We start from the raw sequence: 14027 nt of genomic DNA on the forward strand, positions 1-14027 counted from the left end.
GGTGTACCGGGCATGCGAGTTTCCGCGTGGTGATCGTCACCCGGCTGGCCTGGATCGTCCATCGTCACCCGGCCCTATTGGAGCGTCACCTGCGTGGTCAGCCCTGAGCCGTCGGCCTTCTCGGTATCCAGCCAACCCACCCGGCCGGCGGCCTGCACGTCCTCGGCGATGGTGTCCAGCACGGCCAGCAGGTCGGCACTGCCGCATACAAGCACCTTCGACACCTCGGCCCGCATCGACAATCGTGCCTCCGACTTGGCCTTGCGGATCGTGGCGATGACGTCGCCGGCGACGGCGAGCGCCGTGCCGTCGGCGTCACCGGTCAGCATCCGCAGTTCCTCGCTCGACGGCCAGGAGGCTCGGTGGACGCTGCCCACCTGCCACCAGGACCACACTTCCTCGGTGACGTACGGCAGGAACGGCGCGAACAACCGCAGCAGCACGCTCAACGCCGTGGTGAGCGCGGCTCGTGCCGACTCGGCCGCGGCTGTGCCGCGTTCACCGTAGGCCCTGGTCTTGGCCAACTCGACGTAGTCGTCGCAGAACCGCCAGAAGAAGTGCTCCGTGCGTTCCAACGCCCGGGTGTAGTCGTAACCGTCGAGTGCCGCGGTGGCGTCGTCGACCACGACGGCCAACTCGGCCAGCGTGGCCCGGTCCAACGCCTGCGCCACCACCGCGTGCGGCGCTGGTGCTCCCAGGCCGAGGACGAACCGGGACGCGTTGAGGATCTTCGTTGCCAGCCGGCGGCCGACCTTCATCTGTCCGGTGTCGAACGCCGTGTCGGTGCCCGGACGGCCGCTGACCGCCCAGTAGCGGGCCGCGTCCGAGCCGTACTGTTCCAGCAGGGCCATCGGGGTCACCGCATTGCCCTTGGATTTTGACATCTTCTTGCGGTCCGGGTCCAGCACCCAGCCGGAGATCGCCGCATGCGCCCAGGGCAGGCTGCCGTGCTCCAGATGGGCGCGGACGACCGTGGAGAACAGCCAGGTACGGATGATCTCGTGCGCCTGGGGGCGTACATCCATCGGGAAGACCCGGTCGAACAGGTCGTCGTCGGTGCCCCACCGGCCGGCGATCTGTGGCGTCAGCGACGACGTCGCCCAGGTGTCCAGCACGTCCGGATCCCCGACGAACCCACCGGCCTGGCCGCGGCGGTCGGCGGTGTAGCCAGGTGGGGCGTCGGTACTCGGATCCACCGGCAGGGATGCCTCGTCCGGCAGGATCGGCTGGTCGTAGACCGGCTCGCCATGGGCGTCCAGCGGATACCACACCGGGACCGGGACGCCGAAGAACCGCTGCCGACTGACCAGCCAGTCGCCGGTCAGTCCGGTCGCCCAGCTGTCGTAGCGGGCCTGCATGTACTCCGGATGCCAGACGAGCCCTCGGCCGGCGGCCCGCAGCGTCTCGCGGATGTCCAGGTCGCGACCGCCGTTGCGGATGTACCACTGCCGGGTGGTGACGATTTCCAGCGGCTTGTCGCCCTTCTCGTAGAACTTCACCGGATGGACGATTTTCTCCGGTTCGCCGTCGAGGTCACCGGAGACCCGCAGCATCTCCACCACCCGCTCCCGGGCGGTATGGACGGTGGCCCCCACCAACCGCGCGTAGGCGTCGCGACCCTCGGGGCCGTCCAGACCCGGCGGCGGGTCGGCCAGCACTCGGCCGTCACGGCCGATGACGGGGCGAGTCGCCAATTGCATCTCCCGCCACCACAGCACGTCCATCAGGTCACCGAACGTGCAGATCATCGCCAGCCCGGTGCCCTTGTCCGGCACGGCCAGCCGGTGCGCCTTCACCGGCACCTCGACGCCGAACAGCGGCGTGCGCACCGTCGTGCCGAACAGCGGCTGGTACCGCTCGTCGTCCGGATGCGCTACCAGCGCCACACACGCCGGTAGCAACTCGGGCCGCGAGGTCATGATGTAGACCGGGGAGCCGCCCGGTCGGTGGAACGCCACCCGGTGGTACGCGCCGGGCCGTTGCCGGTCCTCCAGCTCTGCCTGCGCGACCGCCGTCTGAAAGCTCACGTCCCACAGCGTCGGCGCCTCCGACAGGTACGCCTCCCCGCGCGCCACGTTGCGTAGGAACGCCCGCTGCGACACCCGCCGCGCGGCGGCGTCGATGGTCTGGTAGGTCATCGACCAGTCCACCGACAGGCCCAGCCGCCGCCACAGCGCCTCGAACGCCTGCTCGTCGGTGACGGTCAGTCGCTCGCACAGCTCGATGAAGTTGCGCCGCGACACCGGGACTTCAGACTTGCCTGGCTGCTCCGGCGGCGTGAAATCCGGGTCGTACGGCAGCGACGGGTCGCACCGTACACCGAAATAGTTCTGCACCCGCCGCTCGGTCGGCAGGCCGTTGTCGTCCCACCCCATCGGATAGAACACCGCCCGGCCCTGCATTCGCTGATACCGAGCGATCGTGTCGGTGTGCGTGTACGAGAAGACGTGCCCTACGTGCAACGACCCGCTCACGGTGGGCGGTGGGGTGTCGATCGAGAACACGTCGTTCCGGGTCGCGGTCCGGTCGAACCGGTATACGCCCAGTTCTTCCCATCGGCCTACCCACTTGTCCTCCAGGCCGTCAAGAGACGGAGCCGGCGGCACGACGAAGTCCGACGAGGTGTCAGTCATAGCCCGCCATGTTACCCACCTACGATCGCCGGCTCATGTGCAGTTTGCCTATCTTTGACTCCCACCAGGAGGACTTCCCGAAAGGGGTCCGCCGATCCGGAACCGAGCCCTGTCGATGTGACGTGGCGTGACGGCCCGGGTGTGATCAACTCGGGCGTGTCGCTTGTGGAGACGGCGGCCGGCATCGTCTAGATCATTCGGGTTATGTGGACTCAAACGATCAACGGCCGGCCGCCGCGTTGTGAGCGTATGACCGGGTTGGACTCCGATCAAGTCGACTGGTTGGTCGAGCAGGTGGACGCGCTGCTGGACTGGGACCTGCCGGTGGGACGGCCGCGGGCGTTGCCGCTGGACACGGCGCTGGTGATGGTGCTGTTCGGGCTGCGGCACAACCTCGCGCCGGACGTGCTCGGTGAGGTGTTCGGCTGCGGCTCGACGACCGTGGAGCGCTACCAGGACGAGTTGGAACCGTTGGTGGACGAGGTGTTGACCCCGTTGTACGAGCGGGTCCGTGACCAGGCCCGCCGGGACGCGGTCCTGGTCGATGGTCTGGTCGCGCCGGTCGGGGAACGCGACGACGTCGACGGGTTGTTCTCCGAGAAGAAGGGTTTCTGCGGGCAGAACGTGCAGGTGGTCGCCAACCTCGCGGGACGGGTGGTCGACGTGGGTGATCCGTGTCCGGGGGCATGCACGACCGGAAGGCCTTCGACGTGTCCGGGATCGCCGCCCGGTGGGCAGGCCACTACGCACCCGGCGGGCCCGGGATGACCGGTGACAAGGGCTACCAGGGTGCCGGCATCGCGAGTCCGTACAAGAAGCCCCGGGGTCGGGAGTTGACCGAGGTCCGACGTGCGTGCAACACCGCGCTCAACCGGCTCCGCGCCGCCGTTGAACGCGCGATCGCCCACCTGAAGTGTTGGAAGGTTCTCAAGACCGGATTCCGCAGATCGCTGGAACAGTTCCCCGCCACATTACTTACGGTAACCAAGTTGGAGATCTTTCGCGTTTACGGATTGCGTTGAACCGACCTGGAAATAGTTTTGGGAAGTCCTCCAGGTCGGGCCGCAAGATCAGCAGAGCTACGACGTTCTGCGCCGGGTGGCGGCAGAGGCCGTGGACCAGCTGCAGATGGGCACCGGCATGGCCCATGTCGAGCTTCGGCTGGATCCGGAACGAGGGGCGGTACTGATGGAACTGACCGCTCGGGGCGGTGGGGACGCCATCCCAACCCTGTGGGAGCTGGCGATGGGTGTCTCCTTGGAGAAGGTGCTCATCGACGCGATCGTCACCGACGCGACGCCGGCCAGCCCAGTCGCCTCAATCCGTCGGTGGACCGGGCAGCGCTTCCTGGCGCAGCGCGCCGGGCATCTCAAGGCCGTCCATTGCGACGTCGAGGGCCTGACGCCGCACTGGTGGGGAAGTACGCTGATCCGACGCCCAGTGGAGCCGGTGGCGCTGGACGCGCCGGCTGCGGTGCACGAGACGATGATCGATGTGGAGCCGGGTGCCTACCTGGACGACGTGCGTTCCTCCAACGACCGGGTCGGTTCCATCATCGCGCATGCGCCAAGTGAGACCGAATTGCACGGTATGTTCGAACTTTGCCAGCAGGCCATCCGCCTCGAGATCGAGGCAACTCCGGAGTCCGCGTGACGGCCGAACCGCCTTTGCACCTACCTGTCGAGGCAGGCCCGACCGACCGACGGGTGAGTTCCACGTGGTGGTCGTCACCGCAGGCCGGTGAGTTCGCGACGGCCGGTTCCGGCAGGATGAGGTCATGACTGTGGGGACACTGGTGCTGCTCCGGCATGGCGAGAGCGAGTGGAACGCGAAGAACCTCTTCACCGGTTGGGTCGACGTGGATCTGACTGCCAAGGGCGAGGCCGAGGCGCGGCGTGGCGGTGAGCTGCTGGCGCAGCACAACCTGCTGCCGGACGTCGTGCACACCAGCGTGCTGCGGCGGGCCATCCGGACCAGCGAACTGGCGCTGCACACCGCGGACCGGGGCTGGATCCCGGTGCGCCGGTCGTGGCGGCTCAACGAGCGGCACTACGGTGCGCTGCAGGGCAAGAACAAGAAGCAGACCCTGGAGGAGTACGGCGAGGAGCAGTTCATGCTCTGGCGTCGCTCCTACGACACCCCGCCGCCGCCGATCGCCGACGACGACGACTGGTCGCAGGTCGGCGAGCCGCGGTACCGGGAGCTGCCGCCCGAGTTGATGCCCCGGACCGAATGCCTGGCCGACGTGGTGCGGCGGATGCTGCCGTACTGGTACGACGCGATCGTGCCGGACCTGCTCGCCGGCAAGCAGGTGCTGGTCGCGGCGCACGGCAACTCGCTGCGGGCGCTGGTGAAGCACCTCGACGGGATCTCCGACGAGGCGATCGCCAAGCTGAACATCCCGACCGGCATCCCGCTGCGCTACGACCTGGACGGCGCGCTGCGGCCGGTCAACGTCGGCGGTGACTACCTGGACCCGGACGCCGCCGCTGCCGCGGCCGCCGCGGTCGCCAACCAGGGCCGCTGAGCCGTCGGACCAGGGGTACGGGACGTTGCCCGCCCCGTACCCCTGGCCCCGGCGCCCTGGTGCTCAGTCGTTCGGGTTCACCCCGGTCACGTGGTAGACGACCCGCCGGCCGGCATTGACCGCGTGGTCGGCGTACCGCTCGTAGAACCGGCCCAGCAGCGCGCCGTCGATGGCGGTCTCCGCACCGTACGGCCAGTCCTTGCCCAGCAGCACCCGGAACAGCTTGCGGTGCAGCTCGTCCATCGCGTCGTCGTCGCTGTCGAGCTCGGCGGCGGTCTTCGCGTCCGGGGTACGCAGCACCCCGACCACCTTCGCGATCATGCGGTCGGCGACCTCGGCCATCTCCGAGAACACTCCGCGTAGCTCGGCCGGGACCGCTGGTGACGGGTGCCGCCGCAGGGCGGTCTTGGCCACGTGGTCGGCGAGGTCGCCCATCCGCTCCAACCCGGAGGCCACGTGCAGCGCGGTGATCGCCATCCGCAGGTCGGAGGCGACCGGCGCCTGCCGGGCCAGTAGATCGCTGACCCGTTCCTCCACCGTGCGGTAGAGGGCATCGATCTCGGCATCGTTGACCAGCACCAGCTCGCCGGCCTCGCGGTCGGCGGTGAGCAGCGCGCCGGTCGCCCGGCGCAGCGCCGTCTGAGCGGCTTCCGCCATCGATACCAGCAGTTCGCTGATTTCCTGCAGCTCGGCCTGGAACTCCTCGCGCATGGTGGCCTTCCGTCGTCGTGGTGGGAGGTCTCCGGTCCTGGTCCCGCCCGGTGTCGCCCACACCGTATGGCGGCTTGCCGGCACCCAGATGAACAGGGGTGAACAGAGCGGGGCGGCAGTATGAACATCTGACGATTGCGGTGAGATATGTCCTGTTCGGGTGGCTGACCAGGTTAACAATGACCCTACGATCGCCCCGTGGATTGGGCGGTTCTGGCCGGCGGTGCGGCCGTCGGCACTGGCGGCGGGCTCGTCGCCGGTCTGCTCCTGGCGCGAGCCCGGGCACGACAACTGGCATCCGCCCCGGTTGAACACCGGGGCGGGCAGCGTACGTCCAGCAACGGGAGGCCGCCGATCGTCGCGAACGACGCCGCTGCGGCACCCCCGACCCCGGACCGCAGCCTGATCGACTCGCTGGCCCGCCGGAGCCTGGACTCACTACGGGTCGGTGTGGTGGTGCTCGACGGCGCCGACCGACCGGTGCTGGTCAACCCGGCGGCCCGGGCGATGGGCATGCTCCGGGCCGGACCCACGCCGGGCAGCGTCGCCGCGCACCCGATCATCCGTACCCTGGCCGGGCAGGTCCGCCGCACCGGCGTGCGCCGCGAGGTGGAGCTCGACCTGCCCCGGGGCCGCGAAGGCGGCACCCAGGACCCGCTCGGGGTGCACCTGCGGGCCGTCGGCCTGCGCGACAACCACGTGGCGGTCGAAGCCGCCGACGTCACCGAGTCGCACCGGGTGGCCAGGGTCCGCCGGGACTTCGTCGCCAACGTCAGCCATGAGCTGAAGACCCCGATCGGTGCCCTGCAGTTGCTCGCCGAGGCGTTGCTGGACGCCACCGATCCGGACAGCGCGGTCACCGACCCGACCGATGACGTGGCCGCCGCCCGCCGGTTCGCCGAACGGATTCAGCACGAGTCGACCCGGCTCGGCCGGCTGGTCAACGAGCTGCTCGAACTCACCCGGCTGCAGGGGGCCGAGCCGCTGCCGGCGCCCGACCCGATCGCCGTCGACTGGGTGCTCGCCGAGGTCGTGGACCGGACCCGTACCCCGGCTGCGGCCCGCCGGGTCGAGGTGGCGGTGGCGGGCGAACGCGGGCTGACCGTGTACGGTCGTGACAGCCAGATCGCCACCGCGTTGGCGAACCTGGTGGAGAACGCGATCGCCTACTCCGGTGAGGACACCCGGGTCACGGTGACCGTCACCCGGGTCGATGGCTTCGTCGACATCGCCGTCGCGGACCAGGGCATCGGCATCGCCCCCGACGAGGTCGACCGGATCTTCGAACGGTTCTACCGGGCCGACCAGGCGCGCTCACGCAGCACCGGCGGCACCGGGCTGGGCCTGGCCATCGTCAAGCACATCGTCACCAACCATGGCGGTCGGGTCGAGGTGTCCAGCACGCTGGGTGGAGGGTCGACGTTCACGCTGCGGCTGCCTGCCAGCCCGCCGGACGCCGCACTGCCGCTACCCGAATCGGTTGAGATCGACACCGGTCCGGCCGCGCACGAGCAGGTCTGAGCGGATCAGGCCGGACACAGGGAAGGAACGACAAGTGGCCCGGGTACTCGTGGTGGAGGACGAGGAGTCCTTCTCCGACGCGCTCTCCTACATGCTGCGCAAAGAGGGGTTCGAGGTGTCGGTGGCGCCAACCGGCACCGACGCGCTCACCGAATTCGACCGCACCGGAGCGGACATCGTGCTGCTCGACCTGATGCTGCCCGAGATGTCCGGCACCGAGGTCTGCCGTGAACTGCGGCAACGCTCGCGGGTGCCGATCATCATGGTGACTGCCCGGGACAGCGAGATCGACAAGGTGGTGGGCCTGGAGATCGGCGCCGACGACTACGTCACCAAGCCGTACTCGCCCCGGGAACTGGTCGCCCGGATCCGGGCGGTGCTGCGCCGACAGAGCACCGAGGTGATCGAGCCGTCCACCGCGACGCTGACCGCCGGACCGGTCCGGATGGATGTCGAGCGGCACGTGGTGACCGTCGGCGGGGACTCGGTCCAGCTGCCGCTGAAGGAGTTCGAGCTGCTCGAGCTGCTGCTGCGCAACGCCGGCCGGGTGCTCACCCGGGGGCAGCTGATCGACCGGGTGTGGGGTGCCGACTACGTCGGTGACACCAAGACCCTCGATGTGCACGTCAAGCGGCTGCGTTCCAAGATCGAACCGGAGCCGTCGGCGCCGCGCTTCATCGTCACCGTGCGCGGGCTGGGCTACAAGTTCGAGTCCTGACCAGATGTTGGGGCCTGTGCCGGTGCCGCCGGTCGCGTCGGTGTCACTCCGACCGGCGGGCGTTCGGCGTCCGCCGACGCGGCGTGGCCGGGTGCGCTGCCACCAGGCCGCGCCGGGCCCGTGCCGCGCACAGCTCGGCCAGGCGGGCGTACGCCGCCTTGCCGACCAGCGCGGTCAGCTCCGGCTCGTACGACCGGTACATTGGCTCGCCCCCGACGTGCGCCTCCGGCGACGAGGTGCACCACCAGTCCAGGTCGTGCCCACCGGCACCCCAGCCCCGCCGGTCGAACTCGGTCAGCGTGGAGACCAGCACCTTGCTGCCGTCCGGACGCTTGGTCCACTCCTGGTCCCGGCGGATCGGCAACTGCCAGCAGACGTCCGGCTTGTACTCCAGCGGATGCACCCCGTCGCGCAGCGCCTGGGCGTGCAGCGCGCAGCCCCCGCCGCCGGGGAAGTCGGCGTCGTTGTGGAACACGCACGGCCCGTCGGCGCTGCGGGTGGCGGTCCGCCGCGCCGGATTCCTACCGTCGACGGTGTCCATCTCGGTGTAGTTCTTGAACCCGCGCCGGTAGTGCTGCCAGGTCTGCGGGGTGAGCCGCTTCGCAGCCGACTTGACCCGGTTCTCGTCGTCGCTGTCGGTGAAGAAGGCACCGTGCGAACAGCAGCCGTCCCCGGCCCGCCCGGCGATGATGCCGTGGCAGGACCCACCGAACACACAGGTCCAGCGGGACAGCAACCAGGTCAGGTCGGCCCGGACCAGATGCGCGGCGTCGGCCGGGTCGACGAACTCGATCCACTCACGGGGAAAGTCCAGCTCGACCTCCCGACTGCGGGGGTCGGCCGGGGTCTCGACCAGGATCCGGAGCTCGTCACGGGGTGCCACCCGGCCAGCGTACGCCTGCCACCTGCGGCGGAACGGGCAAGCGGGTCGGTACGCCGGGTTGGCCTAGGGTGATCACATGCGACTGGGTGTGCTCGACGTCGGTTCCAACACCGTGCATCTGCTCGTGGTGGACGCACACCCCGGCGCCCACCCGTGGCCGGCACACTCGGAGAAGTCGCTGCTGCGGCTCGCCGAACAGATCGGACCGGACGGCGCGCTCACCCCGGCCGGGGCGGACGCCCTGGTCGAAGCGGTGGCCGCCGCGCGGGCCGCAGCCGACCACTGGCAGACCAGCGACCTGATCGCGTTCGCCACCTCGGCGGTGCGCGACGCCACCAATTCGGCGGCGGTGCTGGCCCGGGTCCGCGCCGAGACCGGCGTGCACCTGCAGGTGCTCTCCGGCGCCGACGAGGCCCGGATGACCTTCCTCGCGGTCCGCCGCTGGTTCGGCTGGTCCGCCGGCCGGCTGCTGGTGCTGGACATCGGCGGCGGCTCCCTGGAACTGGCCGCCGGGGTCGACGAGGAGCCGCACCTGGCCCAGTCGCTGCCGCTCGGGGCCGGCCGGTTGACCCGGGAACGACTCGGGGTCACCCCGTTCACTGTCAGCCCACCGGCCGCACAGTTCGTCACCGACCTGCGGGAGTACGTCGACGCCCAGGTGCAGACGATGGTTCCGCTGCTGCAGGCGCAGGGCTGGGACCGGGCGGTCGGCACCTCCAAGACGTTCCGCACCCTGGCCCGGCTGACCGGGGCCGCGCCGTCCAGCGCCGGGCTGTGGGCACCCCGGCGGCTGACCCGTACCGGGCTGCGTCAGGTGACCGGGTTCATCCGCCACATCCCGCCCGCCGAGTTGCACGAACTCGAAGGGGTCAGCGCCAGCCGGGGGCATCAGTTGCTGGCGGGGGCGGTGGTGGCCGAGTCGGTCATGCGGCAGTTGGGCATCGAGTCGCTGGACATCTGTCCGTGGGCGCTGCGGGAAGGGGTGATCCTGCGCCGGATGGCTCAATTGGAGCTGATCTCTGCCGGTGACCTTGGCATGGTCACCGATCCGGCAGGTCTGCGCCGGCCGGGCTAGGCTGGGCGACGTGACCTCCGCGGTACCCGTGCTGCTCTCCAGCTCATCGGTGTTTCCCGAGCCGACGGCGGCCGCCTTCGAGCTGGCCGCCGCGCTCGGCTACGACGGCATCGAGGTGATGGTCTGGACCGATGCGGTCAGCCAGGACGCTGGCGCGCTGCGTGGGCTCGCCGCGCACTACGGTGTGCCGGTACTCGCTGTGCATGCCCCCTGCCTGCTGGTCACCCAGCGGGTCTGGAGCTCCGACCCGTGGGAACGACTGCGCCGCTCGGCCGTACTGGCCGAGACGCTCGGCGCGCCGACCGTCGTGGTGCATCCACCGTTCAGCTGGCAACGCGACTACGCCCGTACCTTCGCCGACGGGCTGCGTACCCTGCGCGACGCCCACCCACAGGTGCGGTTCGCGGTGGAGAACATGTTCCCGGTCCGGATGGCCGGCCGTGAGTTCGTCCCGTATCAGCCCGGCTGGGATCCGACCGAGGTCGGCTACGACGCGTACACCCTCGACCTGTCGCACTGCGCCGCGTCGCGGGCCGACGCACTGGCCCTCGCCGCCGCGATGGGCGACCGCCTGGAGCACGTGCACCTCGGCGACGGCAGCGGCCTCGGCCGCGACGAGCATCTGGTCCCCGGCCGGGGCAACCAGCCGTGCGGCGAGCTGCTCAGCTCGCTGGCCGGCAACGGCTTCCGGGGCGCGGTGGCGGTCGAGGTCGCCACCCGCGGCGCCCGCAGCCGTACGGTGCGCGAGGCCGACCTGCGCGAGTCGTTGGCGTTCGCCCGCCGGCACCTGGCCACCATCGACGGCGGCAGCCCCGGCTGGTCGGCGACCGTCGACCAGCCGGCCGGCTGAGCCGGAAAGACTGGCCGGCTGGGCCGGAGGAAACTGGCCGGCTGGAGTCGGGGAACACCGGTCAGCTGACCGGCAGCAGCGGCTTGTCCTCGACGGCGGCGCGCTTGCGGGCCCGGTGCGCGGCCACGTGCGAACGGGTGGCGCAGCGCTCCGAGCAGAACCGCCGGCAGCAGTTCGACGACGTGTCCAGGTAGACGTTGCCGCAGCGGGCGTCAGCGCAGACGCCGAAGCGGGCACTGCCGTACTCGCACAGCCAGACCGACAGCCCCCACACCGCCCCGGCCAGATACTCGGCGCTGACCGAGGCTCCCCGGCCGGTCACGTGCATGTGCCAGTCGTTGGAGTCGTGGCCGGAGATTCGCGGCTGCACCGGAAACGCCGCGAGCAGCGAGTTGAGCTCGGCGACCGCGTCGGCATCGCGTCCGGTGGTGCCGTACTCGAAGACATCCCGCAGGCGTCTAGCGGCCCGCCGGAACACCGTCAGGTCGCGGTCACAGACCTCGTCGCACATCCAGACGTGGTCGCCGTGGAACAGCGCCCTCAGGTCGTCGAGGTCAGCCAACGGGGAGTTGACCAGATCAACTGCGGTCCGCGCGTAGGCGTCGAAGTCCACCTGACAACCGTAGACGATTCAGATCGCCCGGTGGGCGGCCACGTAGTGCGGCAGAAACCGGGCGTACCCGTCGGTTATCAATCCGGAACTCTCCCGCAACCCGGCACCGGCGGACTCGCCGTCCACCACCCAGCTGCCCAGCACCAGATGGTTGTCGTCGAACGCCGGCAGCGCCCGGAACTCCTGGTAGCACCAGCCTTCGGCGCCGTAGTCGCCCGGATTCCCGATCTCGCCGCCTGCGGTCACGATCCGTACCCCCGCGCCTTCCCGGCCGAGCAGCGGCTTGGCGACGTACTCCGACATCCCGCGCGGTCCGTCCAGGTACGCCGGCAGTAGGTACGGGTGGTCCGGAAACAGCTCCCAGAGCACCGCCAGTAGTGCCTTGTTCGACAGCAGCAGCTTCCAGGCCGGCTCGATCCAGGTGGTCGGGGTGCCCGGTTCGAGCGCCAACCGACCGTACGGCTCGGCCAGCATCCACTCCCACGGGTAGAGCTTGAAGCAGGTGGTGATCGGCCGGTCGGCGGCGTCAACGAAGCGCCGGCCGTCCCAGCCGACGTCCAGCATCGGCAGCAGCTCGGCGGTCAGCCCGGCCTGCCGGGCGGTCTCGGCGAGGTAGCCGGCGGTCATCAGATCCTCGCCGGTCTCCTCCTCGCTCGACCAGGTGACGTGCAGCGTCGGGTGGTACATCCCGGCCTTGATCTGCGCCCAGCCCGCCACCAGCCGTTCGTGCAGGCTGTTCCACTGGTCGAGCTGCGGTCGGGTGTCCTCCAGCCAGTACCACTGCACGATCGCGGCTTCGACCAGGGCGGTGGGGGTGTCGGCGTTGTACTCCAGCAGCTTCGGCGGCCAGGAGCCGTCGTACCAGAGGTCGAATCGGCCGTACAGACTCGGTGGCCGCTCGCGCAACGACCGGGCGACGGCGTCGGCGGCCCACGCCGGAATGCCGAAGTCGGCGTACCGCCGGTGCGTCACCACGTGCTCGGCCGCCGTCGCCGCCATCCGGTGCAGCTCCTCGGTCGCCTCCTCCAGTCGCAGCACCTCCGGCAGGTCGAAGGCGTAGCAGGCGGATTCGTCCCAGTAGGACATCACCGAGCCGTTGGGCAGTTCGGTGTCGGCGTAGACCAGGCCCTGCTGCCGTACCGTCGCGTCCCAGTCCGGCCGGGGCCGGCAGGTTTCGCGCCGCACGCTCAGCCGCCGCAGGAGGCGAGGTGGGTGCCGAACCCGCCTCGGTCGGGGACAGCCGCGGCGGTCCCGGCCGCAGCTTCCGGCGCGGTACGGGCGACGACCACCCCGGCACCGCCCGCGGCCATCGCCAGCACCGTCGTGCCGTCGCCGGAGCCGGAACCCATCGACCGGTCGTCGTCGCAGTCGTCGTCCGGGACCAGGTTGCAGCCGGAGAGGGAGAGCGCCAGCGCGGTCAGCGCGCCGAGTTGGACGCTGGTCGACCGGAGCCGGCGCGGGGAGATCTTGTCCACAGCACTGTTGTAGCTCACCGATGCACGCCCTGCGTCGCCGGACCTCGGCCACTGACCGGGCCGGTCGTCGTCAAGGGCGATACCCTCGCCCTATGCTTCGCTCGGTCATCCTCGCCGCGTCCCGGTCGACCACGATCGAACGGCTGGTCGCCGCCGCCCCGTTCAGCCGTGACGTGGTACGCCGATTTGTCGGCGGCACCACGATCGACGCGGCGTTGACCGCCGCGGCCGAGCTGACTGGTGCCGGCCTGGTTATCAGCATCGACCACCTCGGCGAGGACACCACCACCGCTGAGCAGGCCAGCGCGGTGCGGGCGGAGTACCTGGCCCTGCTCGACGCGCTGGACCGGGCCGGTCTCGCTGCTGGTGCCGACGTCAGCGTGAAACTCTCCGCGCTCGGACAGCGGTTCGACGAGCCGGCGGCGACCGAGCACGCCCGCGCGATCTGCGCGGCGGCGGCCGCCGCCGGTGGCACCGTCACCCTCGACATGGAGGACCACACCACCACCGACTCGACGCTGGACATCCTGCAGAGGCTGCGTGCCGACCATCCATCCACCGGTGCGGTGCTGCAGGCGTACCTGCGGCGTACCGAGGCGGACTGCCGGGAGTTGGCCACCGCCGGTTCCCGGGTGCGGCTGTGCAAGGGTGCGTACGCGGAGCCGGAGTCGGTCGCCTACCAGTCGGCGATCGACGTCGACAAGTCCTTCGTACGGTGCCTCAACATCCTGTTCTCCGGTGCCGGCTACCCGATGCTGGCCACCCACGACCCGCGCCTGATCGCGATCGCCGAGGACCGGGCCCGCTGGTTCGACCGGGCGCCGGAGGAGTTCGAGTTCCAGATGCTGTACGGGGTTCGACCGGCCGAACAGGCCCGGCTCGCGGGGGAGGGCTACACCATGCGGGTCTACCTGCCCTACGGCACCGACTGGTACGGCTACCTGATGCGCAGGCTGGCCGAACGCCCGGCCAACGTGGCGTTTCTCGGCCGGGCGCTGCGCTCCCGCGACTGACGTCGGCA

The 14027-nt window shown here is 70.3% G+C and carries 15 protein-coding genes; 9 read left to right on the plus strand and 6 right to left on the minus strand.

All coding sequences use genetic code 11. The annotated features are described in order from the left end of the window. Positions 1-74: 74 nt before the first annotated feature. Positions 75-2633: a valine--tRNA ligase gene (gene valS, locus O7553_RS01030; protein ID WP_281553042.1), complete on the minus strand. Its 2559-nt coding sequence runs from the start codon at positions 2631-2633 to the stop codon at positions 75-77. Between the two features lie 258 nt (positions 2634-2891). Between valS and O7553_RS01035 the strand changes: the two genes are divergently transcribed. From O7553_RS01035 to O7553_RS01050, 4 genes are all read left to right on the plus strand, one after another. Then, positions 2892-3401 carry a transposase family protein gene (locus O7553_RS01035; protein WP_281553043.1) on the plus strand — a complete coding sequence of 170 codons (510 nt, stop codon included), beginning with the start codon at positions 2892-2894 and terminating at the stop codon, positions 3399-3401. Beyond that, entirely contained in the window at positions 3320-3655 is a 336-nt protein-coding gene (locus O7553_RS01040; protein WP_281553044.1) for a transposase family protein, read from the plus strand. Before O7553_RS01035 ends, O7553_RS01040 begins: the two co-directional genes overlap by 82 nt. 91 nt (positions 3656-3746) lie before the next feature. After that, positions 3747-4286 (plus strand): hypothetical protein, encoded by a 540-nt coding sequence (locus O7553_RS01045; protein ID WP_281553045.1) that lies wholly within the window; start codon positions 3747-3749, stop codon positions 4284-4286. A gap of 124 nt (positions 4287-4410) precedes the next feature. After that, on the plus strand, positions 4411-5160 hold the full coding sequence (locus O7553_RS01050; protein WP_233606528.1) for a phosphoglyceromutase: 750 nt from the start codon (positions 4411-4413) through the stop codon (positions 5158-5160). Between the two features lie 63 nt (positions 5161-5223). Here O7553_RS01050 and phoU read toward each other — a convergent pair whose 3' ends face one another. Further along, positions 5224-5871 carry a phosphate signaling complex protein PhoU gene (gene phoU / locus O7553_RS01055; RefSeq protein WP_123605756.1) on the minus strand — a complete coding sequence of 216 codons (648 nt, stop codon included), beginning with the start codon at positions 5869-5871 and terminating at the stop codon, positions 5224-5226. Positions 5872-6069: 198 nt separating this feature from the next. On the opposite strand from phoU, the gene O7553_RS01060 reads away from it, so the two are divergent. Continuing rightward, positions 6070-7392, plus strand: coding sequence for an ATP-binding protein (locus O7553_RS01060; RefSeq protein WP_281553046.1), 1323 nt, complete (start codon positions 6070-6072; stop codon positions 7390-7392). 34 nt (positions 7393-7426) lie between these two features. Then, positions 7427-8110 carry a response regulator transcription factor gene (locus tag O7553_RS01065; RefSeq protein ID WP_281553047.1) on the plus strand — a complete coding sequence of 228 codons (684 nt, stop codon included), beginning with the start codon at positions 7427-7429 and terminating at the stop codon, positions 8108-8110. Positions 8111-8153: 43 nt separating this feature from the next. Here O7553_RS01065 and O7553_RS01070 read toward each other — a convergent pair whose 3' ends face one another. Continuing rightward, positions 8154-8993, minus strand: a complete 840-nt coding sequence (locus O7553_RS01070; protein ID WP_281553048.1) for a hypothetical protein — start codon at positions 8991-8993, stop codon at positions 8154-8156. A gap of 76 nt (positions 8994-9069) precedes the next feature. Here O7553_RS01070 and O7553_RS01075 point away from each other — a divergent pair, with 76 nt between their 5' ends. Together O7553_RS01075 and O7553_RS01080 are read left to right on the plus strand one after the other, a co-directional pair. Continuing rightward, on the plus strand, positions 9070-10068 hold the full coding sequence (locus tag O7553_RS01075) for a Ppx/GppA phosphatase family protein (RefSeq protein WP_281553049.1): 999 nt from the start codon (positions 9070-9072) through the stop codon (positions 10066-10068). 10 nt (positions 10069-10078) lie between these two features. Continuing rightward, positions 10079-10918: a sugar phosphate isomerase/epimerase gene (locus O7553_RS01080; protein WP_281553050.1), complete on the plus strand. Its 840-nt coding sequence runs from the start codon at positions 10079-10081 to the stop codon at positions 10916-10918. A gap of 61 nt (positions 10919-10979) precedes the next feature. Here the strand turns inward: O7553_RS01080 and O7553_RS01085 are convergent, their stop codons facing one another. From O7553_RS01085 to O7553_RS01095, 3 genes are read right to left on the minus strand one after another with little or no spacing between them, the layout of a single operon-like run. Further along, positions 10980-11531 (minus strand): CGNR zinc finger domain-containing protein, encoded by a 552-nt coding sequence (locus tag O7553_RS01085; RefSeq protein ID WP_281553051.1) that lies wholly within the window; start codon positions 11529-11531, stop codon positions 10980-10982. 18 nt (positions 11532-11549) lie between these two features. Then, positions 11550-12716, minus strand: a complete 1167-nt coding sequence (locus O7553_RS01090; RefSeq protein WP_281553052.1) for a glutathionylspermidine synthase family protein — start codon at positions 12714-12716, stop codon at positions 11550-11552. Positions 12717-12718: 2 nt separating this feature from the next. Then, the gene (locus O7553_RS01095) at positions 12719-13024 is read right to left on the minus strand and encodes a hypothetical protein (RefSeq protein ID WP_281553053.1); all 306 of its coding nucleotides are present in this window, start codon (positions 13022-13024) and stop codon (positions 12719-12721) included. A 74-nt stretch (positions 13025-13098) separates the two neighbouring features. Here O7553_RS01095 and O7553_RS01100 point away from each other — a divergent pair, with 74 nt between their 5' ends. Further along, the gene (locus O7553_RS01100; protein WP_281553054.1) at positions 13099-14019 is read left to right on the plus strand and encodes a proline dehydrogenase family protein; all 921 of its coding nucleotides are present in this window, start codon (positions 13099-13101) and stop codon (positions 14017-14019) included. Positions 14020-14027: the final 8 nt, after the last annotated feature.

The organism is Solwaraspora sp. WMMA2059, assembly GCF_027497315.1.
Lineage (GTDB): Bacteria > Actinomycetota > Actinomycetes > Mycobacteriales > Micromonosporaceae > Micromonospora_E.